Source organism: Micromonospora sp. CNZ296, assembly GCF_007827635.1.
In genome coordinates, this window is sequence record NZ_VISW01000039.1 from 1 (window position 1) to 22802 (window position 22802).

Genomic DNA, 22802 nt, shown 5'->3' on the forward strand with positions numbered 1-22802 from the left:
TGGTCGATTGCTGTCTTACCGGGAGCCTCGTCCTACCTGGACACCGGCCTCCCACACCGCCCGTGACCTGCGCCGTCACGATGAAAATGGCTCAATGATCATCCATTACCGGCTGTTACCGCCGATACCGGAGAAGATCTTCATCTCCCCAGGTCCATCGCCCGCACAAAGCACAGATAGCTGGTGTCAGCGTCCGGTGCGGTGGCGTAGCACTGCGCGCCGTAGCTCGTCCGGTGCCCAGACGAGTATCGGGAAGGCGATCAGGATGGCGAGGATGGCGGGGCCGGGCACGGCGGTGCCGAAGATCGCCTGTAGCGGGGGCACGGTGACGATGGTGGCGGCGAAGGCGAGTTCGAACGCGATTCCCCACAGCAGGAGCCGGTTGGACGCCAGGCCGATGGAGCGCAGTGAGGCTCGGTCAGTGCGGACGGCAAGCGCGGTGCCGACCTGACAAGCAACGATGGCGGCTCCGCATCACAGCGGAGGCAACGCCGACGATGTGCGCGGGCAGCCGGGAACTTCCTGACGTACCTGACCGACTACTCGACCGGGAGACGGCAACCGGGCAGCCCAGGGCTCGACGGGCACGAGCCACCCCGAACTAGAAATCTCCTTTCCGATCGGAGTAGTCGATGTCCGTCACCGACCTGTCCGGTGATCCCACGCCGGATGTTCCCGCCGCTGCGCAGACCGCTCGTTCGAGTCGCGAGCCCACGCCCTTTGCCGCGCTGCTGACCCGGCTGCACTTCTACGCCGGCATCCTGGTTGCCCCGTTCCTCCTGGTCGCCGCCCTGACCGGCCTGGCGTACACCATCACCCCACAGCTGGACCAGGCCCTCTACGGCGACCAGCTGGCCGTGGCCGCCGTCGGCGACCAGCCGACGACCCTCGCCCAACAGGTCACCGCCGCACGGGCCGCGCACCCCGACGGCACCATCGCCACCGTGGCGCCCGGCGCAGGCGACCGGACCACCCGGGTGGTGTTCTCGCTCGAGAAACTCGGCGACAAGCAGCACACCGTCTACGTCGACCCGTACACCGGCGAGGTCACCGGGCAGCTCACCACCTGGTTCGGCTCCACCCCGGCCACCACCTGGCTCGACGACCTGCACCGCAATCTGCACCTCGGTGAGATCGGCCGGCACTACTCGGAAATCGCCGCCAGTTGGCTGTGGATCCTCGTGCTCGGCGGCGTCATCCTGTGGTGGCGCCGTCGCAGCGCCACCCGCGCCCGGACGACACACCTGCTCATACCGGACCTGAGCGCCCGCAAGGGAGTCCGGCGTACGCGGGGCTGGCACGCCACCACCGGTGTCTGGCTCGCGGTCGGCCTGCTGTTCCTCTCCGCCACCGGCCTGACCTGGTCCCGGTACGCCGGCGCGAATTTCGGCGCCGGCCTGGACGTCCTGCGCGCCGGCACTCCGGAACTGTCCACCACCCTCGACGGCGTGCCCCCGCCCGCTAGTGGTGGTGGGCACCAGCACGGTGGGGCGGTGACCGGCACGGCGGACAATCCGGCGTCCTTCGACATCGTCCTGACCTCCGCGCGCGGCGCCGGACTCTCGGGGCCGGTGGAGATCAGCCCTGCCGCGGAGTCCGGCCAGGCATGGACCGTCGCCCAGGTCGACAACACCTGGCCGGTCGCGAAGGACCGGATCTCTGTGGACCCCACCACCGGCGCGGTCACCGACCGCAGCGACTTCGCCGACTGGCCGATCCTCGCGCGGCTCAGCAGCCTCGGCATTCAAGCCCACATGGGAATCCTGTTCGGCCCGGTCAATCAGATCCTGCTCGCCGCGCTCGCTCTCGGCCTGCTCTGCGTCATCGTCTGGGGCTACCGCATGTGGTGGCAGCGCCGCCCCACCCGCGCCGGTCGCCGCGCACCGCTCGGCGCGCCGCCCGCCCGAGGTGGGGTCCGAGGGCTTCCGTGGTGGGCGCTACCGCTCGGTGGACCGGTCACCGTGGCACTCGGTTGGGTACTGCCCTGGCTTGGCGTCACTCTGCTCGGCTTCCTCTTCATCGACATCGCCCTCGGCATGCTCACCCGTCGGCGCCGCCGGCCGATACCCGTCTCACCCGCCCCCGGCCGGTAGCTGACCCCGCACCGCTGTCCGGCCGCCACCGCTGCGGGGCGGCCGGACAGCGGTGGTCGCGTGTCGGTCAGCGGGGCCGGGAGCCGGTCACCGGCGGAATGGCCCGGTGATCTCCGAACCGCTCTGTCCGGTGATCCGCAGGAAGACCGAGATCTTGTCGTCGGGCGTGATCATGCAGATCTCCATGTTCCGGCAGTAACAGCAGGGGTCGGCGCGGCACGGACTGCCCGATCCCTCCGGGCGTGCAGGACCCCTTCGGCGGCTCGGCGCGGGCGACAGCGCCGGACGTGACGGTCCACGCCGTCGTGGTCGTGCCGTTCTCGGCCGTCGGCCGGTAGCGCCCAGACTCGACGGGGAGTTCATAGGTGGCACCGCGAATCCGGCTCCTGCCGCGCCGGCCCTAACCTCGACGAGCACCAGCGCCCGAAGGCCCGGTGAGCACCTGGCCCAGCCAGAGCAGGTCCACCTCGCGGCCGATCAGCAGGGGCGCCGCCACCCCGCCCGCGCCCGGGCCGGCCACATCGCAGCCTTTCCCCGGCTGCATCGGTGGACGGCCTGCCGACCCACCGCACACGTACGGCCAAATCTCGCCCTGCCCAGCCTGACCGTTTCCAAGGGCGGAAAGGAGGTTTTACGCTCTCAGATCGATCGGGTTGAGATATAGCACATTGTCGTTTGCCGTTGCATAATGTCCGCTGCACGCATGGTCGCACCATCGGTTTCCGATGCAGCGACGTCGACCGAAGGGAACCGATTCCGTGAAGCAGGACCACTCACCTGTGCTGCCCGGCGACGGCGCCACGGACTATGCGCGCTACATGCGACTGAACACGCTGCTCGCCCTGCAACGACGGCCGGACGAGATGATGCACCGCGACGAGTTGCTCTTCCAGGTGGTGCACCAGTCCACCGAGTTGTGGCTGAAGCTCATCGCCGCCGAGTTGGCCGAGGCGGTCACCCGGCTGCGCGTCGGCGAGCTGGCGGTGACCGAGTCGCTGCTAACCCGGGCGACGTTGGGGATCCGACTGGTCACCGACCAGCTGGAGATGTTCCGGCACCTGTCCCCGGCCGACTTCCAGGCCATGCAACCGGCGCTGGGTAAGGGATCCGGGGCCGAGTCACCCGGATGGCGGCAGGTCCACGCTATGAGCCGGCAGCTCGGCCGGGCGTTCGCCGAGCACCTCGAAGTCCGAGGAATTGAACCGGCCGCACTGGGTCGGCCGGATCCCGCCGACCCCGTCCAGCGGCTCGCCGAGGCGCTCATCGAGTGGGACGAGCGGGTGTCGCTGTGGCGTATGCGGCACTACCGGGTCGCTCTGCGCGTCGGGGGCCACGATCCCGGCGGCGCCGAGGCGACGATGCTCGCCAAGCTCGTCGGGCACCGGTTCTTCCCTGCACTGTGGCGGGCCCGCCTGAAGCCCTCCGACGGATCCGCCAACGAATCACAGGCCGACCAACGTTGACAATCCTCGTTCACCAGTAATTGTCAATTTTTCCTCACCCACCTGCGTAGCGACCGAAATGTCGAGGTGCGGTTTCGTGCGCGAACTGACGAGTTGGCTGTCCGGCGGCGGTCAGACCTGCCGTTTTCCGTACTCCGCCGTGCTGGCGGAGTTTCACCGGGTCGGTAAACACTTCGTCGAAAAGGAAGTGCTGGCTCTGCTCGACCAGGCCCGTACGCAGCTGACGGTGCCGGCGACCGCGCGGGAGCCGCAGGCCCGGCTGCTGGGTGACTTCCTCGACGTCGCGCTCGACAAGTGGGACGGCCGGTACGACTACCGCAGCTATCTTGCGCTGCGGCTGCTCCGGCTGCCCGGCGGGGGCGACGTCGCCGGCCCGTTCGGTGCGCGACGGGACCGGGACCGGCTCCTCGTTCGCCTGGTCGCCGACGTGCTGGCCTTCGAGTTGACCGCCGCCTCCGGTGCCACCGACCTGCTGCCCGAGCGGCGCCCGAGCCGGGACGTGGTGTCCAAGCGCTACCGGCTCGGCGTACGGGCCGTGTCACCCGCTCTCGCCCGGCTGGGCATCGCCGGGATGGTCCCCGGCCGGGAAGCTGTGGCGACCCCGGACGAGCTGCGGGCCGTCGCCGCCGACGCCGATCCCGCCGGCGAGTTGGTCCTGCGGCTGAGCATGCTGCCGGTCCATGTGTCGCACGACGAGTACCTGTTCATCCGGGTGCTCCAGTCGTACGAATGCCTCTTCGCGGGGGTCGCCGAGGAGCTGCGCGCCACCATCGCCGCCCTGACCGCCGGCCAGGCGGGGCGGGCGACCGAACGGCTGGCGTACGCCCGACAGCAGCTCACCGCCGCCGGGCCGCTGTTCGCGCTGCTGGCGACGATGCAGCCGGAGGCGTTCCGGACGTTCCGGGAGTACACCGCGGGGGCCAGCGCCATCCAGTCCCGCTCCTACAAGCTCATGGAGTCGCTGTGCCGCACACCCGAGGGGTCGCGATTGGATTCGGCCGCGTACCACCAGGTCCCGGAGGTGCGCGAGCTGGTGCACGCCGGCCAGCCGTCGATCGACGACGCGTTCCGGGCGGCGGTGCGTGACGGCCTGCTCGCCGCGCCCGAAGGCGGGCGGGTCGAGGAGGAGATGCGGTCGTTCGCCGCCGCGGTATTCCAGTGGCGGCGCACGCACCACCGGCTCGCGACCCGGATGCTCGGCCCGCGGGCCGGCACCGGCTACACGGAGGGCACGCCCTATCTGGCCGCCGCCCGATCCATCCCGGTCTTCACCTCCGTCGCCTGCGAGCCCCGCCCCCCGTCCCCCATCGAGCCGACCAGAGGCAGCCCTGAGTGAGCCCACCGCACCGGAACTCCGACCTCGATACGCCCGAGTGCCTCGACGCCAGCGCGCACGCCGCGCTGCGCGCCGAGTTCCCCCTGCTGAGCACCGGCGTCTACCTGAACAACAACTCGACGGGCGCGGTGCCGCGGGGCGCGGAACAGGTGCTCACCGGCTACTGGCGGACGCTGCGGAACTGGCGGGACGAGGTCTGGCAGGACTGGCACGCCGGCCTCGACCGGTACGCCGACTCCGTCGCCGCGTTCATCGGCGCACCGGCGGGCAGCGTGGTCACCGACGCGAACCTGAGCACGCTGCTCGCCCGGGTAGCGTCCTGTTTCGACTATCGTCCGCCGCGGAACCGGATCGTCACCACCGATCTGGAGTATCCGACGGTGCCGTTCATCTGGAACGCGTTCCGTCGGTACGGCGCCCGGCTCGACGTGGTCGGCTCGGGCGGCCCGCGGTTCGACGAGGACGCCGTCGAGGCACGGATCGACGAACGCACGCTGCTGGTGTGCATCCCGCACGCCAGCTTCTCCTCGGGGGCCACCGTCGACCTGCCCCGGCTGGTGCGGCGCGCCCACGACGTCGGCGCGCTGGTGGTCGTTGATGCCTTCCAGAGCGTAGGGGTCATGCCGATGGACGTGACGGCGCTCGGCGTCGACGTGGTTCTCGGCGGCGCGCACAAGTGGCTCTGCGGAGTCGGCACTGCCTTCCTCTACGTGCGCCCGGGTCTGGTGCCGCAGCTGGAGCCAGCGGCGACCGGCTGGCAGGCCGGTGACCGGGCCTTCACATTCCAGCCGTCGACAGGCTGGGCCGGTGGGGCCCGACGGTTCGCCGGCGGGACGCCGTTCCCCCTGACCTCGTTGATCTCCCAGGTCGGCCTGGATCTGCTGGCCGGGGTAGGTGCCGGCCCGATTCGACGGCACTCGCTCGCCTGCACCCAGCGGATCCTGGAGCGGGCCGCGGTGGCTGGCATCGACGTGGTCAGCCCAACCGAGCCGCACCGGCGCGGTGGCGTCGTGTGCCTGGACGTCGCCGACGGCGAGGCGGTCAAGCGGCGGTTGGTCGCTCGCGACATGGTCTGCAGCTGGCGGGGCTACCTGCGGGTCGGCCCGCACGTCTACAACACCCTCGACGAGATCGACACGTTCATGGACGCCCTGGAAGAGGAGCTGAAACGGTGAAGGTCACGCTGTCCCCACGCGCGCTGATGAGTCTGCTCGCCAACGGGCCGAAGGCCATGGACGTGCTGGAGACCGCGCTCGGCACGGGTCTGCTCGACGCCTTGGAGCCCGGGCCGGCGAGCCTCGGTGAGCTGGCCGCCCGCTTCGACGTGCGGCCCCTGCGGCTCTACAAGTTCCTCGACTGCTTGGAAAGCCTCGGTGTCGTTGAGCGCAGCGAGCCAGGTGACGACATCGCGATGGCAACGTACCGTGCGGTACCCGGCCTCCGGGATGCCGTCATGGCGGTCGTCGGCCCCGGTGCTGTCGAACGTGACCGGGACCGTTACCCCTGGCGGTTGCTGCACGGCCGGCTGGCCGAGAGCCTGCGCGGCGAGGTGAGCATGAGCGACGACGACTTCGCCTGGCCCCCGAAGACCGACGAACAGACCGCCGACTTCGAGCGCAGCATGGCCGTCGGTCTCGGTCCGGTGATCGAGACGATGCATCGCAACGCCAGCCGGCTGTGGTCGGACCGGCGCCGTCTGCTGGACATCGGCGGGGGTGACGGCACGCTCGCCGCGCACATCCTCGACGACGCGCCTGGGCTACGGGTCGACGTGTACAACCTGCCGGCCGTGGCTCCGCTGGTGGAGGCGACCCGGACCCGCACCGGGCATGTCGACAGGCTGGGTTTCGTCGGCGGCGACTTCTTCGCCGAGCCGCTGCCCTCGGGCTACGACGCCATGGCATTCGTCCGGGTGCTGCACGACTGGCCGAACGACGTCGCCCGCCGGCTGGTCGAGAAGGCGTACGCGGCCCTCGAACCGGGCGGGCTGCTGGTGATCTGCGAGGAGTTCCGCACCCCAGACCGCCTGGCGATGCAGTTCTTCTGGAGCTACTTCCTCATCGGGGTCGACAGTTGCGTCAGTCGGCTGCGGGAGGTGGAGTTCTACACCAGTCTGCTCAAGGAGGTCGGCTTCGACCGGGTGGCCGTGCTGCCCGGCGGCTGGGAGCTGGCCTGCGGGCACAAACCGGTGGCCGAAGCGTGACCCGCCCAGCCGGCGTGACGGTGCGGGCGTAGCCGCACCCGCCGCAAGTCGTCCCGGGCTCACCGTTGCCGGCCGGCGCGCCCGTCCCTGCGGCCGTGACGGCCGATCCGTCCGGCGCATCGGCGCGGAGCTCGGCGTCGCGCACCGCCCACCGTGTCGCCGTCGGTCAGACACGTCCCAGCGCTGTGCGGCACCAGCGACTCCGGCAATACACCTAGGTGAGCGCGTGCACCAGTGCGGTCGCCGCTCCGGCCAGGAGGGCCACACCCGTGCCGGCACCGACGACGGCGCTGGGGGTGAAGTCGCACCGTCGGGCGACAGGGACGCTGACGAGCGCGACCAGGGTGACGAGCGCGGCCCAGATCGCGAGGGCCGGATACCCCAGAAGCGGCGCTAGGGGGAAGAAGTGCAGGCCGACGATCAGGGCGATCCAAACCGGAACCAGGGAGGTGCGGCCGGCGCGCCGGAGCCAGATCGCGCCGACGGCACAGAGGACCACCTCGATCAGGACGATCACCCCGAAGACCGGCCCCGTCCTCTCGTCCACGGAACTGCCCTTGTCCCAGGTGCGTGCGGTGACGATGCCGCCGATGATCGCTGCGACCAGAGACAACACCGAACCGATGCCGAGCCACGGACGCCACGCCCTGGGCGGTGCCTCCTGCGCCCAGCCGAACCAGACGATCCCGAAGACCCCGAAAATCGCGGCGGTGGCCGCGGCGTTGGCCGCGAATTCAGCATCCATCGGCGCAGTCTAGGTGCCGATGACCACCGCTCCGAGCGGTGCCCGCACAGGCGCCACGACGCAATGTCGCCTAGGAAACACGACCAGGACGGCCCGCACCAGTGCGTCACGGTGGAGGGCACCCCGGTCGGCCATATGGGACTCGGGCAACCGCCAGTCCGACCAGACGTGGAGCTCCCGCTGACGTCCGGGTGGTGACCGGCGCTCGTCCCGTCGATCCGCCGAGACGGGCGCGACGGCCGCTCAACTAGGGAATAAATCGAGTTCAATCTATTGACAAGGATTGTTTACGGTTTCAGGCTGAGAGCGCTCTCCCGCGCCGCCTCCGGTGCGTCACGAACAACCGGAAGGAGTTCGATGATCAAGACAACTGCGCTGCTCACCGCTGCGATGCTCGGCCTGTCTGTCCCGGCCGTCCCCGCGGCGGCTCACATCGCCCACCATTCCGAAGCACGGCCGGCCGTGGCCGGCCTGCCGCTCGGCATGGCCGCCGCGATGCGCCGCGACCTGCACCTGACCGACGACCAACTCACCGCCCGGCTCGCGGCCGAGGCCGCCGCGGCGTTGGTCGACCGACGGCTGCGCGGGCGCCTCGGCACCGGGTACGCCGGCTCGTGGCTGGAGACGGACGGCCCGCTCACGGTCGCCGTCACCGACGCCTCCGCGGCCGACGCGGTGCGGGCCGAGGGAGCCCGGCCCAGGCTCGTCCCTCGGACGCTCACGAGCCTGACATCGGCGCGTACCGCCCTGGACCGGAGCGCCGCCGGTCAACCGCCCGGGGCCGCCGTCCGCGGCTGGTACGTGGACGTCGCCGCCAACCAGGTGGTGGTGCGGGTGGCACCGGGACAGGAACGCACCGGCCGAGCGTTCGTGCGCGGCGCCGGCCTCGCCGACGCGCTCGTTCGCTACGCGCCTGCGCCCGACGCGCCGCGCCCGATGTACGACATCCGCGGCGGCGACCAGTTCGTCATCAACGGCAACGTACTCTGCTCCGTCGGCTTCGCCGTGGTCGGCGGGTTCGTCACCGCAGGGCACTGCGGAGCCGCCGGCAGCCCCACCCGCGGCTTCAATAACGCAGCCCAGGGCACCTTCGCCGGCTCGTCGTTCCCGGGCAACGACTACGCCTGGGTCCGCACCAACGCCGACTGGACGCCGCGGCCCTGGGTGAACAACTACGCCGGCGGCAATGCTCCCGTCGCCGGGTCCCGGGACGCGGTGATCGGCAGTTCCGTGTGCCGGTCGGGACGCACGACCGGCTGGCGGTGCGGCGTACTGCTGGGCCGGGAGGAGACGGTCAACTACGCGCAGGGCGCGGTCTACGGGCTCAGCCGCAGCAACGCCTGCGCCGAGGGCGGCGACTCCGGCGGCGCCTGGCTCTCCGGCGACCAGGCCCAGGGAGTCACCTCCGGCGGATCCGGCAACTGCACCACCGGCGGCACCATGTGGTTCCAGCCGGTCAACGAGATCCTCGGTGTCTTCGGACTCAGTCTGGTCACCACCGGCGGGGGCGGCTCCGGCACCCGGATCATCAGCAACTGGAACAACAAGTGCGTCGATGTGTCGAACTCGAACTTCTCCGACGGGGTCCCGCTGCAGGCGTGGAACTGCAACGGCACGGCCGCGCAGGCGTGGACGTTCACCGGCGGCAGCCTGCGCACGCAGAACAACATGTGCATGGATGTCGCCTGGGGCTCCCGGGACAACGGAGCGGTCATCCAGATCGCCACCTGCAGCGGCAACCCGGCCCAGCAGTTCGTGCTGTCCGCCGCCGGCGACCTGGTCAACCCGCAGGCCAACAAGTGCGTCGACATCAAGGACTGGAACGGCAACGACGGTGCGCGGTTGCAACTCTGGGAGTGCGCCGGCACCGCCAACCAGAAGTGGCGCTCCGGCTGATCCGAGGCCTGACACGGCGTCCCGCCCGGGGCGGTCCGAGGTGCGCCGTGTCGCTCCGGGACGTGCCAGCTCAGGTGCGGCCGTCGCCGGCAGTGACCGGTGTCGGACGGTGCGCCGATCACCCTCGTCGCGGGGTGCTGGCGAGCCGGTTCCGCGCTGCGCCCACGGTGACCGACGGCCCCGGCGGACCGACGAGCCCGCCGAGGCGGACCCGCTACTCCGCCAGTCAGGATGGCCGGACCGGACCCTGGAGGCCACCTCGGTAGGCATGGCGGATCGTTCGCCGGGGAATACTGCCGGGCATGGCCTCGTACTCGGTGGATCAGGCGGCTGTCGTCCGCGCCCGGCGGCTCATCGAAGCGCGCCAGTACGTGCTCGACAGTGACTGGGGCGTTGTCCAGCCCCGGGCCACCGACGAGAACGGCTACCTCGACAAGCACTCGTGGCGCGAGTATGGCGAATGGTTCCTTGGCCGTACCGAGGGTGCGAACGAGGAGACGAAGGCCCGGTACGCCTTCGCCTACGGCGACTTCCGCCGCGTCCACCGGTCCGGTCTGGTCGCGTGCGTCTACCGCGCCTCGGAGTGGCGGCACAAAGACGTCGAACTGGCCGCGCACGACCTGCTGCAACTGCTCGACCAGGTCGCCGGCTGACCCTGCGCGGGGTGGACCGGACACACGCGCGACGCCAGTTCCGCATGCCGTGGGGCCCCGGCACCGGCGCCCGCCCTCGAAGAGGGACGATGGCTCACCACGAGCCGGCACACGTGCCCTCGATATCCTCACCGCAGCCGAAACCGACTCGCCGCTGGGCGAGGTGGAGCTTGGCCACGTGGCGGCGGCCTTCCGGCTGGCCGGGGCCCGTTCCCTCCCGCCCCGGCACGCTCCTGTTGCACGCCACCGGGCGGGCCCGGATGCCGACACGCGGACGAGTGGCGTCCGCGCTGTCCGCCGCCCGTGTGGTCCCCCTACCGGCCGCTACTCGAAAAACTTCAGGCTCCAGCCGGTGTCGGTGTTCGGGCCGGGGACGTTAGCCCGCCGGTAGGTGGTGTTGCCCCACCAGCAGAACGTGCCGGTGTACCAGAACCGGTTGCTCCAGGTGTAGGGCGTTCCCTTCGGCACCGCGTGGAACATCAGCGGGAATCGCGGCCCGGCCGGTGGGCTCGTGGCGATGTCGCCATGCAGCAGCACGAAGGTGTGATGCCCGGGGCCGTTGACGTAGAGGGTCGGATCCCAGCCGGACATCATGGTGGACCGGTTCGAGCCGAACAGGCAGCCGTTGGACTTGTACCAGTCCCACACGTACGTCGGGTCGCCTCCGGCCCGCAGTCGCAGGTCCGCGAGACAGTACTGGTCGCTCCAGCTGCCGTTGGCGGAGTAGACGATGTGCAACTGGCCATTCGGGTCTCGAATCGGCTCCGGCCCCTCGTTGATGAACGGGTTGCCGACCACCCGCTCCCACGGCTCCCGGGGTTGGGAGATGACGTAGCGCGCCCCGACCGGCGTGGTCGGGCTGCTCATCCTGGCGAGGTAGATGTTCTGCTCGACGTTGGTGTCACCGGCCCATCCGGACCAGACGAACCAGCGCTGTCCGTTGAACGTGAACAACGACCCGTCGATCGCCCACTTGTCGTCCGGCAGGGCCAGTTTCTGCTCGGCAGTGTACCCACCGTCCGGCGACGTCGAGCTGATCACGAACGTGCGGCGACTGCTGCCCGCGCCCAGCGCGAAGTAGATGTAGTAGCGTCCACCGTCGAGGACGATCTCCGGTGCCCAGACGCCGCCGCGGCCCCGGGTGTCCGTCCACACCTGGCGCTGAACCGCCCCGCTCAACTGGTCGGGTGACGAGGCTTGACGAACGGCGATGCCGTCACCGACCGACTGGGTGGAGATGTAGGTGCCGCCGACCCGGATGACACTGGGATCCGCCGCACGGATGCTCTGCGCGGCTTCGGCCGGCGAGTAGACGAACCCCACCTGCCACAAGCCGGCCGCGGCGAGCAGGACGGCGACGAGGAGCTTGCCGAGCATCCGCTGCCGTCTCATGGCATCGACCGGTTCCCGCTAGAAACGAGAGGCGGCTGACCTCCCGGCGCGCAAGAGCGCTCTCCCAGACTGACCAATCGACGCTCGTCGTGTCAACCAACGACTCGGGTCGAGTGCGGGTGGGGGGCAACGGACCGACCGTCGGCCGGCGCGTGGCGACCGCGACGCGCCGGTGGCCCGGCCGCCGGGTGCGGTCGGCGAGCCACCGGCAAGCGCCCGTCAGCCGTTGTCGATCAGCCCGGCGATCTCGTTGTAGATCAGGTGTGCCTTCGCCCCCTGGTTGGACGGGCACCCACCGAGGTGGTGCAGGGCGATGACGCGGTGACTGGCGTCGAGTACCGGGGAACCCGAGTTGCCGCCCGAGGTGTCGCAGCTGTAACTGATGTTCCAGGTGTTGTAGTTCGCGTTGCGCACCGTGCAGACACCACCGTTCTGCGTGTCCTCGTAGATCGACAGTCGCTTCGGGCTGCCATCACCGTGCCCGGGCACGTACATCCGGGTGCCGGTGCTGGTCGCGGTCGTCCTCAGGTAGAGCGTGCCGAACCCCTGGATCGCGGCGAAATTGTTCACCGAGTAGAGCGCGTAGTCCAGTTCACCCGAGCCACCGCTGCTCACCCGGTAGAGGGTCGCACCGCTCACCTTCGTGCCCGGGCCGGGGTTGCTGCCACCGCAGGTGGCGCACTGGTAGTTGAACTGCGCCTCGCTGGCGCTGACCGCGGACTGGGTCGAGAAGCAGTGCTTGTTGGTCAGCATCCGGTTGGTGTTCCCGACCCGCCAGGTGGTGCACAGTCCGCCGCCACCGATGAGCAACCGTGCCACCGCCCGGCCCCGGGCGTACTCGGTGGGGTGTGTGCTCTGGTAGCAGACCACGTCCCGGCGGGCGTCGGTGCTACAGACGGACGTGGTCGAGAAGTTGTGCTGGGCGATCTCGGCCTGGTCGTACCCTCGCCAGAACCGGTCGATGTCGACGACCGCGCGAGCGGGCCGCGCGCTGTGCAGCGTCACCACGGCGGTATCCCCCGTCACGGACATCGCCCAGAAGCCCGGCCCGCCGTCGGTGGTGTAGTCCGAGCCGGTCGTCCGGTCGAGGCTCCGGTCGTACCGGTAGGTCTCCCGGCCATCCGGGCTGGACACCGTGACGTAGTCCCCCTCGTTCAGCCGCAGTGCGCTGAAGTGGACCTTGATGTACGTGGCGCCGGGATGCCGGATGAGCTGACGCGCACCCGGCCGGTCGGCGGTGCGGGTGGTGTCGAGTGTGCGCAGCTCACCCACCGTGGTGACGCCTTCGGCGGAGAACTGTGCAGCCTCCGGCGCCCGGACCGACGCCGGAGCCACCGGCCGGGCCGGATTCGCCCCGGAGGCGGACGCGGGCAGCATGCTCACCCCGAGCGCCCACACGCCGAGCACTACCGCCGCGTATCGCGCACCGCGCCGCAACATGTGTCTCATCCGCACTCCTTTCCGAGGAACGGCGGATGCCGTTCCGACGGGCTCCCTCGCACGAGCTTTTATAGAAGAGTATCGATTGATGGCGGGATGCGGTACCGCCAAATCGAACGGCTGCCCGCGCCCGTCCGCTCGCCTTCGACGGCCGGCCCGGCAGCGAGGCCGGAGCGCCGCACGGTCGCCCGCCCCCCGCGGGTCCGTGGGGATGCCGAGATGGCGTAACGCCCCGGCCCTCCTGCGGCTGCGGACGGAGGCATCGACAGCTTCAGTCGGATGTGACGACCGCAGGTCGATCGATGACCACGCCCTCGGGCATCGCGGTCGTTCCGGAGGTCATGGCGAGGGTCGAGGGGCAGGAGAATTCCTTCGCGTTGCCGCTGACCGGGGCGGTGGACACCCACCCCGGTGCATCCATGCCCGACTGGCCGCAGGTCGACGCGGCGTTGCGCGACTCGTGGCCCGAACGTCGGACCCAGGGAGGAGAACACGGGGGCAATGCTGGGCTGGCTCCAGACCGAGATGGCCAACCTTCTGCCGAGCAGATGATCATCGCGATGGCGTGGTGAGCGCATGAACGCCGAACGGCGGCCCAACTGGTTCGGCGGGCCGCGGCTCAGATCTCACCCAGCCCGGGCCCGTTGTCGCTGACCTGCCAGGTCAGCAGGTCGTGGCCTACGACTGGCGGCTGTCTTGCTGGGCCTAGCCGGGATCTTCGAGGCGGTAGCTGGTGCGGCCGACCTGAGTGGCACCCGCTACGTCTCCGTTGCGGCCTCGGCCGGCACGCCGAACCGGTGGCCGTACTCGGCCCGGAAGAGCCCGAGCCGCTCCGCGTGTGCGTCTGTCTCCCCGATCCATCCCAACCCCTGCAATCGCGGCCTCGGAAGTGATGGCAAGTGTCAGGGCCATCCGCACCCGTGCCTGAGAGCACCGGCTGACCATCTGCGCGGCAGCAGAGACTTTAGGGACCCGAGGTCTAGCTGACCTCCCGCCCGGACAGCGTCGCGTCGGTCAGGAAACCCGGCTGCATGAACCTTCGGGCTCGCCGAAGAGGTCACCGAGCACGATGCCCTGGTCAGCAGGCTTCGGGTGGGATTCGAGTCTCAGCCCCGGGATGCATGCCGACGTCACCGCGATGGCATCCGTGCCATGCGGTGACGCGACGAAGCCCTGTTGGCTGACGTCAGCGAGCTTCGAGACAACAGCCGACACCAGTCAAGCGGGGAGCGATGCGCGTGACCACTCCGGAGTTCTCTGGGAGGTCACACCGGATTCATCGCCCACATCACCGCAGGCCAAAGCCTTCCGTTCTGCCCGGCCTCGGTGACCACTTCGGGCGGGCGACGAGACCCAGTCGCTCCATCGCCCGATGGCCGCCATCAAGACTTCGAACTGTGGGACCCGCTCCTCTGGCCTTCATCCTGCGCGCCGCATGGACCTGGCCCCGGATCATTCGAGCCACCGCCGGCCGCGACCTCGCCCAGGCACGGGTGTGACGCTCGAGGCAGGCCCGGTTGCGGGGGCGGTGACAGCGGCTCCGGCAACAGCAACCGCGAGCAGTAGCACGATCCAGAGCGGGACGGCGCCGACGTCGCGCGGTTCGGGTCAGGTGGAGCCGCGGACGACCAGCGTCGTCGGCAACACGGTCGGCTTGGGCGGGTCGTCGCCGCCGTGCAGCATGGCGACCAGCGCCTCGGCGGCGGCCGTGCCGAAGCCGGGCTTGTTTTGGGCGACGGTGCTGAGCCCGGGCGGGATCAGCGCGGCCACTTCGATGTCGTCGAAGCCGATAATCGCAATGTCGTCGGGGATCCGTAGGCCGGCCGCCTGGGCCGCACGCATCGCGCCGACAGCCATCTCGTCACCGGCGACGAACACTGCGGTAGGGCGGTCGTCGAGGGCGAGCAGCCGGTTCATCGCGGCGTGACCGCCGTCGAGATAGAAGTCTCCCTCGATGACGTGGCTGTCGGCGAGCGGCAGGCCGGCCCCGGCCAGAGCGGCCCGGAAGCCGACGAGCCGTTCGGCTCCCGGCCAGGTTCGCAGCGGGCCGGTGATGGTGGCGATGTGCCGGTGGCCGCGTTCGACGAGGTGGCGCACGGCGAGCGCCGCGCCGCCGGCATTGTCCGAGGTGATGTAGGTCGACGTCGGGCCGTCGACCCGCAGGTCGAGAGCGACGCACGGCACCTGGGCTTCGACGAGGGCGAGCACGGCTGGATCCCGGGTGCCGTTGTCGATGATGACGGCGCCGTCGAGATTGTGCTGGCGGACGGCGCGCACGTATCGCTGCCCGTCGTCGGGCCCCGCCGCGTCGTGGCCGGCGAGCATGAGCAGGTTCAGCCCGTGCGCGCTGAGCGCCGTCTTGAGCGCGACGAGGATCTCCTGCAGGAACGGGTGGCGCCATCCAGGGCGGCGATGGTCGGTGTCCCATACCAGGCCCACCATGTTGGATTTCTTCGTGGCGAGCGTCCGGGCCGACCCGTTCGGCAGGTAGCCGATCTCGGCGGCCAGGTCGAGGATGCGCTGGCGGGTGTGCTGGCTGACGACCTCGGGGGTGTTGAAGACGCGGGACACGGTGGCGACGGACACGCCGGAGCGGCGCGCCAACTCCCTAATTGTGGTCAATGTGGTGCCTTATCTGTAACCGGTTTCACGACCGTAGCGTCAGCGATGTCCGCCGGTCAAGCTGCATCGACCGTTACCGTTTCGTAACTTGACACCCCCTAGCCGAAACCGTTCACACTTCCCAGGAAAGGCGCTCACCGGCGGTCACCCTCGACTCGGCCAGCATCCGATCTTCATCCAACTCCACCCGCCCCACCGCCATCGCTTCGCCGACAATGTAACCGGTTTCAAGTAACCGGTTACATGATCGCACGAAAGGGTTCCCTGGTATGCGCCCAAACCGACTGTTGCGACTGACGGCAGCCATCCTGGCCGCCGGAGTACTGCTGACCGCGTGTGGCACCGGCACTGACGAAAGCTCCGGCGGCGGCAACGAAAAGATCACCCTGAACGTCAATCTGTTCGGCAACTTCGGGTACCAGGACCTGTACGACGAGTACCAGAAGTCGCACCCGAACATCACGATCCAGGAGCACACGGCCGCCTACAACGACCATCATCGCGACCTGATCACCCACCTGGCCACCGGCTCCGGCGCGGGCGACATCGAGGGCGTCGACACGGGCTTCATCGCGCAGATGCGCGAGCGGGGCAACCTCTTCGTCGACCTGGGCAAGGACCGCCAGTCCGAGTACCTCGACTGGAAGTGGGCGGCGTCGCTGGCCAAGGACGGCAAGCAGATCGGGTACGGCACCGACGTCGGCGGCCTGGCCATCTGCTATCGGCGTGACCTGTTCGAGAAGGCCGGCATGCCGTTCGACCGCGACCAGGTGTCGGCCGCCTGGGGCAGCGGCTGGGACAAGTACATCGAGTTCGGCAAGCGGTACGCGGCGAAGGCCCCGGCCGGCAGCGCCTTCTTCGATGGCGGAGGCCAACTGTTCAACGCCATCATCGGCCAGGCCCCGGTCGGGTACTACAACGAGGACAACGGCATCGTCGTGGGAACCAACCCCGATGTCCGCAAGGCCTGGGACCTGACGGTGACGGCGATCCAGAGCAGCCTGTCGGCCAGGCTGATCGGCAGCTCGCAGGAGTGGAACAACGGCTTCGCGAAGGACCAGTTCGCCACGATCGCGTGCCCGGCCTGGATGATGGCCAAGATCAAGGACCAGGCGAAGCATGCCGCCGGCAAGTGGGACGTGGCGAGCGTCCCGGGCGGCGGCGGCAACTGGGGCGGCTCGTACCTCACCGTTCCCAAGCAGGGCAAGCACATCGAGGAGGCCAAGAAGCTCGCGGCGTGGCTGACCGCCCCGGAACAGCAGGCCAAGGTGTTCACCGCGCGGGGCAACCTGCCGTCCATCCCGGCGCTGTACGACAAGCCTGACATTGCCCAGTACAAGGACGCCTTCTTCAACAACGCCCCGGTGGGCCAGCTCTTCACCACCGCGGCAAAGCAACTCAAGCCCCAGCACCAGGGCCCGCGAGCCGGGGATGTGCAGACCACCATCCGCGACGCCCTCGTCCGCATCGAACAGGGCAAGCAAAGCTCCGACGAGTCCTGGAAGCAGATGGTCAGCGACGTCGAGCGCCTCGCCAAGTAACTCGACCCGCGCCGCCGGCGGTCGCCCCTGACCGCCGGCGGCCCTCGGCGACGAAGGATCGACGATGGCCACCTACCTCCACCAGGCCCGCCGGGCCGGCCTGAGCCGGCTCGACACCAAAGGCTCGCCCTACCTCTACATCCTCCCGTTCTTCCTGCTGTTCGGCGCGTTCGGGCTGTTCCCGCTGCTGTACACGGCGTACGTCTCGTTCAATGACTGGGACCTGCTCGACTCCGGGTCGCACCGCTGGGTCGGCCTCGCGAACTACCGCGAGATGCTGCAGGACGCGTACTTCTGGAACGCCCTGGGCAACACACTCAGCATCTGGGTGCTGTCCACCGTGCCGCAACTGCTCGCCGCGCTCTGGATCGCCCACCTGCTCAACCACCGGCTGCGGGCCCGCACCGCGCTACGGATGGGCGTGCTGCTGCCCAACGTCACCTCGATCGTGGCGGTGACGATCGTCTTCACCCAGCTGTTCGGCCGCGACTTCGGCATGGTCAACTGGGCGCTCGGCCTCGTCGGCATCGGCCCGATCGACTGGCAGGCCAACACCTGGAGCTCCCACCTGGCCATCTCGTTCATCGTCGCCTGGCGGTGGACCGGCTACAACGCCCTCATCTACCTCGCCTCGATGCAGGCGATCCCGCACCACCTGTACGAGGCCGCCGACCTCGACGGCGCGTCGCAGGGTCAGCAGTTCAGGCGGATCACCGTCCCGATGCTGCGGCCGACGATCATCTTCACCACGGTGATCTCGACGATTGGCGGCCTGCAGATCATGGCCGAACCCCTGCTGTTCGCCAGCTCCCAGACGCCCACCGGCGGCTCCGACCGGCAGTTCCAGACCGTCGCCCTGTTCATGTACGAGCAGGGGTTCCGGGAGTTCCGCTTCGGTTACGCCTCGGCGGTCGCCTGGACGCTCTGTCTGGTCATCGCCATCTTCGCGATCATCAACTTCCTGCTCACCCGGCGCATCGCCAAGGACGAGGACTGAGGAGGACGCCGTGACCACCCTCGCGGACCCCGCACAGACCGGCACCACACCCTCGCCGCCGCAACGCCGGTCCCACCGGCGCCGGAGCTTCGGGTACCCACGCAAGGGCTCGGTCTGGAGCTACGGCGCCCTGCTGGCGGTCGTGGCCGGGTCGGTCTTCCCGCTCTACTGGTCCATCGTCGTGTCCTCGCAGACCAGCGACGCCGTCACGAAGGTGCCGCCGGCCCTGGTGCCCGGCGGGCACCTCTTCGACAACATCGCGCGCGTGTTCGACACGACCGACTTCGGCCGGGCCCTGGTGAACTCCTTCATCGTCAGCGGCTCAATCACCGTCTCCGTGGTGTTCTTCTCGACCCTGGCCGGGTTCGCGTTCGCCAAACTGCGGTTCCGAGGCCGAAAGGCGCTTCTCGTCGTGGCCATCGCGACCTCGATGGTGCCGCACCAGCTCGGCATCATCCCGCTGTACATCCTGATGGCCGACCTCGGCTGGACCGGACGCCTCACCGCCGTGATCGTGCCTGGGCTGGTAACCGCGTTCGGCGTCTTCTTCATGACCCAGTACCTCGGCCGCGCCGTGCCCGACGAACTGCTGGAGGCCGGCCGCGTCGACGGGTCCAGCACGTTCGGCCTGTACTGGCACATCGTCCTGCCGGCGGCCCGCCCCGCCGCGGCGGTGCTCGGGCTGTTCACCTTCATGCAGGCGTGGAACGACTTCTTCTGGCCGCTGGTCGTGCTGCAGAACAACGCGACCGTGCAGGTGGCGCTCTCCGCACTGGCCAGCGGCTACACCACCGACTACACCCTGACGCTGACCGGCACGTTGCTCGCCACGCTGCCGATCCTCGTCGTCTTCATGCTCCTCGGCCGGCATCTCGTCGACGGCATCATGCAGGGGGCGGTGAAGGGATGACCACCACATCCCAAGGTGCCGCCGCGGCCGCAACCCAGCCGGACCTGCCCGAGCTGCCGGACCTGCCGGCCGGCTTCAGCTGGGGCGCGGCCACCGCGGCGTACCAGATCGAGGGGGCGGTCGACGAGGACGGCCGCGGGCCGTCGATCTGGGACACCTTCTGCCGCCGCCCCGGTGCCGTCGACGACGGCGCCTCCGGCTCGGTCGCCTGTGACAGCTACCACCGCTGGCGGGAGGACGTGGACCTGCTGGCCGGCCTCGGCGTGGACGCCTACCGTTTCTCGATCGCCTGGCCACGGGTCATGCCGGCAGGGCGGGGCGCGGTGAACCGGCGGGGCCTCGACTACTACGACCGGCTCGTCGACGCCCTGTGCGGGCACGGCATCCGGCCGTTCGTCACGCTGTACCACTGGGATCTGCCCCAGGCGCTCGAGGACGAGGGTGGCTGGCGGGTACGGGATACCGCCGAGTGGTTCGCCGAGTACGCCGCCGCGGTGGCGGGCGTCCTCGGTGACCGGGTCCAGGACTGGATCACGCTGAACGAGCCGTACTGCTCGTCGATGGTCGGCTACGCGGAGGGCCGGCACGCGCCCGGCGCCGCCGAAGGACACGGTGCCCTGGCCGCCGCCCACCATTTGCTGCTCGGGCACGGCAGGGCGGTCGCCGCAGTCCGGTCCGCCGCCGGCCCGCGGGCGCGCGTCGGCATCACGCTCAACCTCTCCCCCGCCGTGCCGGCCAGCGATACCGAGGCCGACCGGGCGGCGGCGGATCGGCAGGACCTCATGCTCAACCGGCAGTTCACGGATCCGGTGCTGGGCGGCGCGTACCCGTCCGGGTTCGAGCGGCTCTACGCCGGGGTGAGCGATCTGTCGTTCCGCCGGGACGGTGACCTGGCGGTGATCTCGACACCGTTGGACTTCCTCGGTGTCAACTACTACTACCGGGTGCACGTCGCCGACGCCCCATACGAGCAGCCCGACCCGGCGCTGCGCAGCGCGTTCGACATCGGGGTCCGGCAGCTACGGCCAGACGGGTTGCCCACCACCGACCTGGGCTGGCCGGTGGAGCCGCAAGGGCTCTTCGACACCCTGACCGGGCTCGCGGACCGTTACCCGGGCCTGCCTGCCGTGTACGTGACGGAGAACGGCTGCGCCGACCTGCGGGACGAACCCGAGCCGGACCCGGAACGGATCTCGTTCGTGGCCGGGCACCTGGCGGCGGCGGCCCGTGCGGCCGCCGTCGACGACCGGCTCGATCTGCGGGGGTACTTTTACTGGTCGCTCATCGACAACTTCGAGTGGGCCCGCGGGTACGGGCCCCGCTTCGGTCTGGCCCACGTCGACTACGGCACCGGATCCCGTACGCCCAAGGCCAGCTACCACTGGCTGCGTGACCGCTTGCGGGCGTGGCGGAAACGCACCTCCACCTGCCCATCGTCGACCTGCGCCTGACGGACCCACTTGCGCAACGTCTCGGCCGTACCGATCCCGAGCCGGGCCGCCACCGCCGTGATCGCCGCCCGGTCCGACTCGTAGTTCGGCCGCACCTCCGCCACCATCCGCACCGCCCGCTCTCGCAACTCCAGCGGATACGGCTTCGTTCCTGCCATCTCTCGATCCTTCCGGGTCTGTGGATCTAAGGGTGTTTCCGGCCTGACCTGCCGGGCGTTGTGCCTGGTGAGGAGGGCGCCGTGATGACCGCGACACTGAACGACCAGACCGGACGCAGGAAGCGGCCCGAGCCGTCGGCGGAGGCGAAGGCCGCCGCCGATCTGGTCCGGGCAGCCAAGGAACAAGGGCTGTCCCTGACCGGTCCGGACGGGCTGCTGAAGCAGCTGACCAAGACGGTCCTGGAGACCGCGCTGAAAAGGAGATGACCGAGCACCTCGGCTACGAAAAGCACGACCAGGCCGGTGTTGGTTCGGGCAACATCCGCAACGGCACCCGTCCGAAGACCGTGTTGACCGAGGCCAACGGGCCGGTGCAGATTGACGTGCCGCGGGACAGGGCAGGCACCTTTGAGCCGCAGATCGTGCGCAAGCGGCAGCGGCGCCTGTCAGGGGTCGACGAGGTCGTGTTGTCGCTGTATGCCAAAGGCTTGACGACCGGGGAGATCTCGGCGAAGTGCGCCGAGATCTACGGGGCTTCGGTGTCGAAGGAGACGATCTCCCGGATCACCGACAAGGTCATCGAGGAGATGACCGACTGGTCCCACCGACCTCTCGACGCCATCTACGCCGCCGTGTTCATCGACGCCATCGTGGTCAAGGTGCGCGACGGGCAGGTCGCCAACCGGCCGTTCTACGCCGCGATCGGCGTCACCCTCGACGGGGAGAAGGACATCCTGGGCTTGTGGGCCGGCGCTGGCGGTGAGGGCGCGAAGTTCTGGATGAGCGTGCTGACCGACCTGCGCAACCGGGGCGTCAAAGACGTGTTCTTCCTCGTCTGTGACGGTCTCAAGGGCCTGCCCGAGGTCGTGACGAACGTGTGGCCCCAGACGGTGGTGCAGACCTGCGTGATCCACCTGATCCGCAACACCTTCCGGCTCACCTCCCGCAAGTACTGGGACGAGCTCAAGCGGGACATCAAGCCGATCTACACGGCCGTCAACGCCGACGCCGCCCGGGCGGCGTTCGACGACCTGGCCAACAAGTGGCGTGGCCGGTATCCGGCGGTGATCCGGCTGTGGGACAACGCCTGGGCCGAGTTCATCCCGTTTCTCGACTACGACCTGGAAATCCGCACAGTCATCTGCTCCACCAACGCGATCGAGTCGCTCAATGCCCGCTACCGGCGGGCCGTCAAAGCCCGCGGCCACTTCCCCAACGAGCAGGCCGCGTTGAAGTGTCTGTACCTGGTGACCCGATCGTTGGACCCCACCGGAGCAGGCAGAACCCGATGGACGATGCGCTGGAAACCCGCGTTGAACACCTTCGCCATCACCTTCAGCGACCGCTTCCCAGCCGCTGAAACCTACTAACCAAGATCGCCGGAAACACCGTTAGCGAGACAGCCCCAAGCTTGGCGTGCCCCCGGGCCGCCGCGTCTGCCGCGATCCGCGACCAGACAGTTTCTCGAGCCGTGCCGCCTGATCCTCCAGCGCGTACGACAAGACCTTGAGATTGGCGGCCCGGCTGCCGGCGACGGCCTTGAGCCACCCACGCAACGTGATCATGCAGGAAGACGCACTGGTCAAACCCTTGGACACCTGGCTCGTCCAGGGCTTCGGGCCGCTACAGCGGCGTCACACCGTCGCCGCGCTCCTCGACCAGGCTCATGCCGACATGCCAGCCGTGACCCCAGTCGTACCGGACGGACCGACCGTGGCTGAGTGCGACGCGAAACTGGCCCGCTAATCGAGCGGCACTCGAAGCCGGCGCCGACCCGGCCGTGGTCGCCGGCTGGATCGCCGGAACTTAGTACTCCAGCCGGGGATTGTGATCACGGCTCGGTGAGGGCTTGTCGGGTGTAGTGGCTGGTCATGGCTTGGGCTTGGTGGCGTCGTCGGCGGA

18 protein-coding genes and 2 pseudogenes are annotated in these 22802 nt (G+C 69.5%); 14 read left to right on the forward strand and 6 right to left on the reverse strand.

Features of this window, described 5'->3' with window-relative positions; all coding sequences use genetic code 11:
- Nucleotides 1-186 precede the first annotated feature (186 nt).
- Nucleotides 187-462 (reverse strand): cation transporting ATPase C-terminal domain-containing protein, encoded by a 276-nt coding sequence (locus tag FB455_RS33105; RefSeq protein ID WP_082171463.1) that lies wholly within the window; start codon nt 460-462, stop codon nt 187-189.
- A gap of 170 nt (nt 463-632) precedes the next feature.
- On the opposite strand from FB455_RS33105, the gene FB455_RS33110 reads away from it, so the two are divergent.
- From FB455_RS33110 to FB455_RS33135, 5 genes are all read left to right on the forward strand, one after another.
- The gene (locus tag FB455_RS33110; protein ID WP_030274717.1) at nt 633-2093 is read left to right on the forward strand and encodes a PepSY-associated TM helix domain-containing protein; all 1461 of its coding nucleotides are present in this window, start codon (nt 633-635) and stop codon (nt 2091-2093) included.
- Nucleotides 2094-2851: 758 nt separating this feature from the next.
- Nucleotides 2852-3556: a tryptophan 2,3-dioxygenase family protein gene (locus tag FB455_RS33120; protein ID WP_030274719.1), complete on the forward strand. Its 705-nt coding sequence runs from the start codon at nt 2852-2854 to the stop codon at nt 3554-3556.
- 58 nt (nt 3557-3614) lie between these two features.
- Nucleotides 3615-4892 (forward strand): tryptophan 2,3-dioxygenase family protein, encoded by a 1278-nt coding sequence (locus FB455_RS33125; RefSeq protein ID WP_052166228.1) that lies wholly within the window; start codon nt 3615-3617, stop codon nt 4890-4892.
- Nucleotides 4889-6067: an aminotransferase class V-fold PLP-dependent enzyme gene (locus FB455_RS33130; protein ID WP_030274722.1), complete on the forward strand. Its 1179-nt coding sequence runs from the start codon at nt 4889-4891 to the stop codon at nt 6065-6067. Before FB455_RS33125 ends, FB455_RS33130 begins: the two co-directional genes overlap by 4 nt.
- Nucleotides 6064-7095: a methyltransferase gene (locus FB455_RS33135; RefSeq protein WP_030274725.1), complete on the forward strand. Its 1032-nt coding sequence runs from the start codon at nt 6064-6066 to the stop codon at nt 7093-7095. Before FB455_RS33130 ends, FB455_RS33135 begins: the two co-directional genes overlap by 4 nt.
- 214 nt (nt 7096-7309) lie before the next feature.
- On the opposite strand, the gene FB455_RS33140 is transcribed toward FB455_RS33135, so the two are convergent.
- Complete coding sequence (locus FB455_RS33140; RefSeq protein WP_030274727.1) at nt 7310-7840, reverse strand: hypothetical protein; 531 nt, start codon at nt 7838-7840, stop codon at nt 7310-7312.
- A 357-nt stretch (nt 7841-8197) separates the two neighbouring features.
- Here FB455_RS33140 and FB455_RS33145 point away from each other — a divergent pair, with 357 nt between their 5' ends.
- A complete protein-coding gene (locus FB455_RS33145) occupies nt 8198-9736 on the forward strand; it encodes a ricin-type beta-trefoil lectin domain protein (RefSeq protein ID WP_145755750.1) in 1539 nt (512 codons plus the stop codon).
- Nucleotides 9737-10038: 302 nt separating this feature from the next.
- A complete protein-coding gene (locus tag FB455_RS33150) occupies nt 10039-10389 on the forward strand; it encodes a hypothetical protein (RefSeq protein WP_013476101.1) in 351 nt (116 codons plus the stop codon).
- 324 nt (nt 10390-10713) lie between these two features.
- Here the strand turns inward: FB455_RS33150 and FB455_RS33155 are convergent, their stop codons facing one another.
- Together FB455_RS33155 and FB455_RS33160 are read right to left on the reverse strand one after the other, a co-directional pair.
- Complete coding sequence (locus tag FB455_RS33155; RefSeq protein WP_069089513.1) at nt 10714-11781, reverse strand: glycoside hydrolase family 43 protein; 1068 nt, start codon at nt 11779-11781, stop codon at nt 10714-10716.
- A gap of 219 nt (nt 11782-12000) precedes the next feature.
- Nucleotides 12001-13230 carry a trypsin-like serine peptidase gene (locus FB455_RS33160; RefSeq protein WP_030274730.1) on the reverse strand — a complete coding sequence of 410 codons (1230 nt, stop codon included), beginning with the start codon at nt 13228-13230 and terminating at the stop codon, nt 12001-12003.
- Between the two features lie 293 nt (nt 13231-13523).
- Between FB455_RS33160 and FB455_RS33165 the strand changes: the two genes are divergently transcribed.
- Complete coding sequence (locus FB455_RS33165) at nt 13524-13793, forward strand: hypothetical protein (RefSeq protein ID WP_030274731.1); 270 nt, start codon at nt 13524-13526, stop codon at nt 13791-13793.
- A 1036-nt stretch (nt 13794-14829) separates the two neighbouring features.
- Here FB455_RS33165 and FB455_RS33170 read toward each other — a convergent pair.
- Nucleotides 14830-15825 (reverse strand): LacI family DNA-binding transcriptional regulator, encoded by a 996-nt coding sequence (locus FB455_RS33170; protein WP_232236787.1) that lies wholly within the window; start codon nt 15823-15825, stop codon nt 14830-14832.
- A 287-nt stretch (nt 15826-16112) separates the two neighbouring features.
- On the opposite strand from FB455_RS33170, the gene FB455_RS33175 reads away from it, so the two are divergent.
- From FB455_RS33175 to FB455_RS33190, 4 genes are all read left to right on the forward strand, one after another.
- A complete protein-coding gene (locus FB455_RS33175) occupies nt 16113-17384 on the forward strand; it encodes an ABC transporter substrate-binding protein (RefSeq protein WP_145755751.1) in 1272 nt (423 codons plus the stop codon).
- A gap of 64 nt (nt 17385-17448) precedes the next feature.
- Entirely contained in the window at nt 17449-18381 is a 933-nt protein-coding gene (locus FB455_RS33180) for a carbohydrate ABC transporter permease (protein ID WP_013476096.1), read from the forward strand.
- 10 nt (nt 18382-18391) lie between these two features.
- Entirely contained in the window at nt 18392-19291 is a 900-nt protein-coding gene (locus FB455_RS33185; RefSeq protein WP_030274737.1) for a carbohydrate ABC transporter permease, read from the forward strand.
- A complete protein-coding gene (locus FB455_RS33190) occupies nt 19288-20742 on the forward strand; it encodes a GH1 family beta-glucosidase (protein WP_030274739.1) in 1455 nt (484 codons plus the stop codon). The genes FB455_RS33185 and FB455_RS33190 overlap by 4 nt, the downstream gene beginning before the upstream one ends.
- On the opposite strand, the pseudogene FB455_RS33195 reads toward FB455_RS33190, so the two are convergent.
- Nucleotides 20718-20900: pseudogene (locus FB455_RS33195) on the reverse strand (transposase); the annotation flags it as partial. The gene FB455_RS33190 and the pseudogene FB455_RS33195 sit on opposite strands and share 25 nt — an antisense overlap.
- 84 nt (nt 20901-20984) lie before the next feature.
- Between FB455_RS33195 and FB455_RS33200 the strand changes: the two are divergent.
- Nucleotides 20985-22270: pseudogene (locus tag FB455_RS33200) on the forward strand (IS256 family transposase).
- 187 nt (nt 22271-22457) lie between these two features.
- On the forward strand, nt 22458-22646 hold the full coding sequence (locus FB455_RS33205) for a hypothetical protein (RefSeq protein ID WP_084588867.1): 189 nt from the start codon (nt 22458-22460) through the stop codon (nt 22644-22646).
- The last annotated feature ends 156 nt before the right edge of the window (nt 22647-22802 follow it).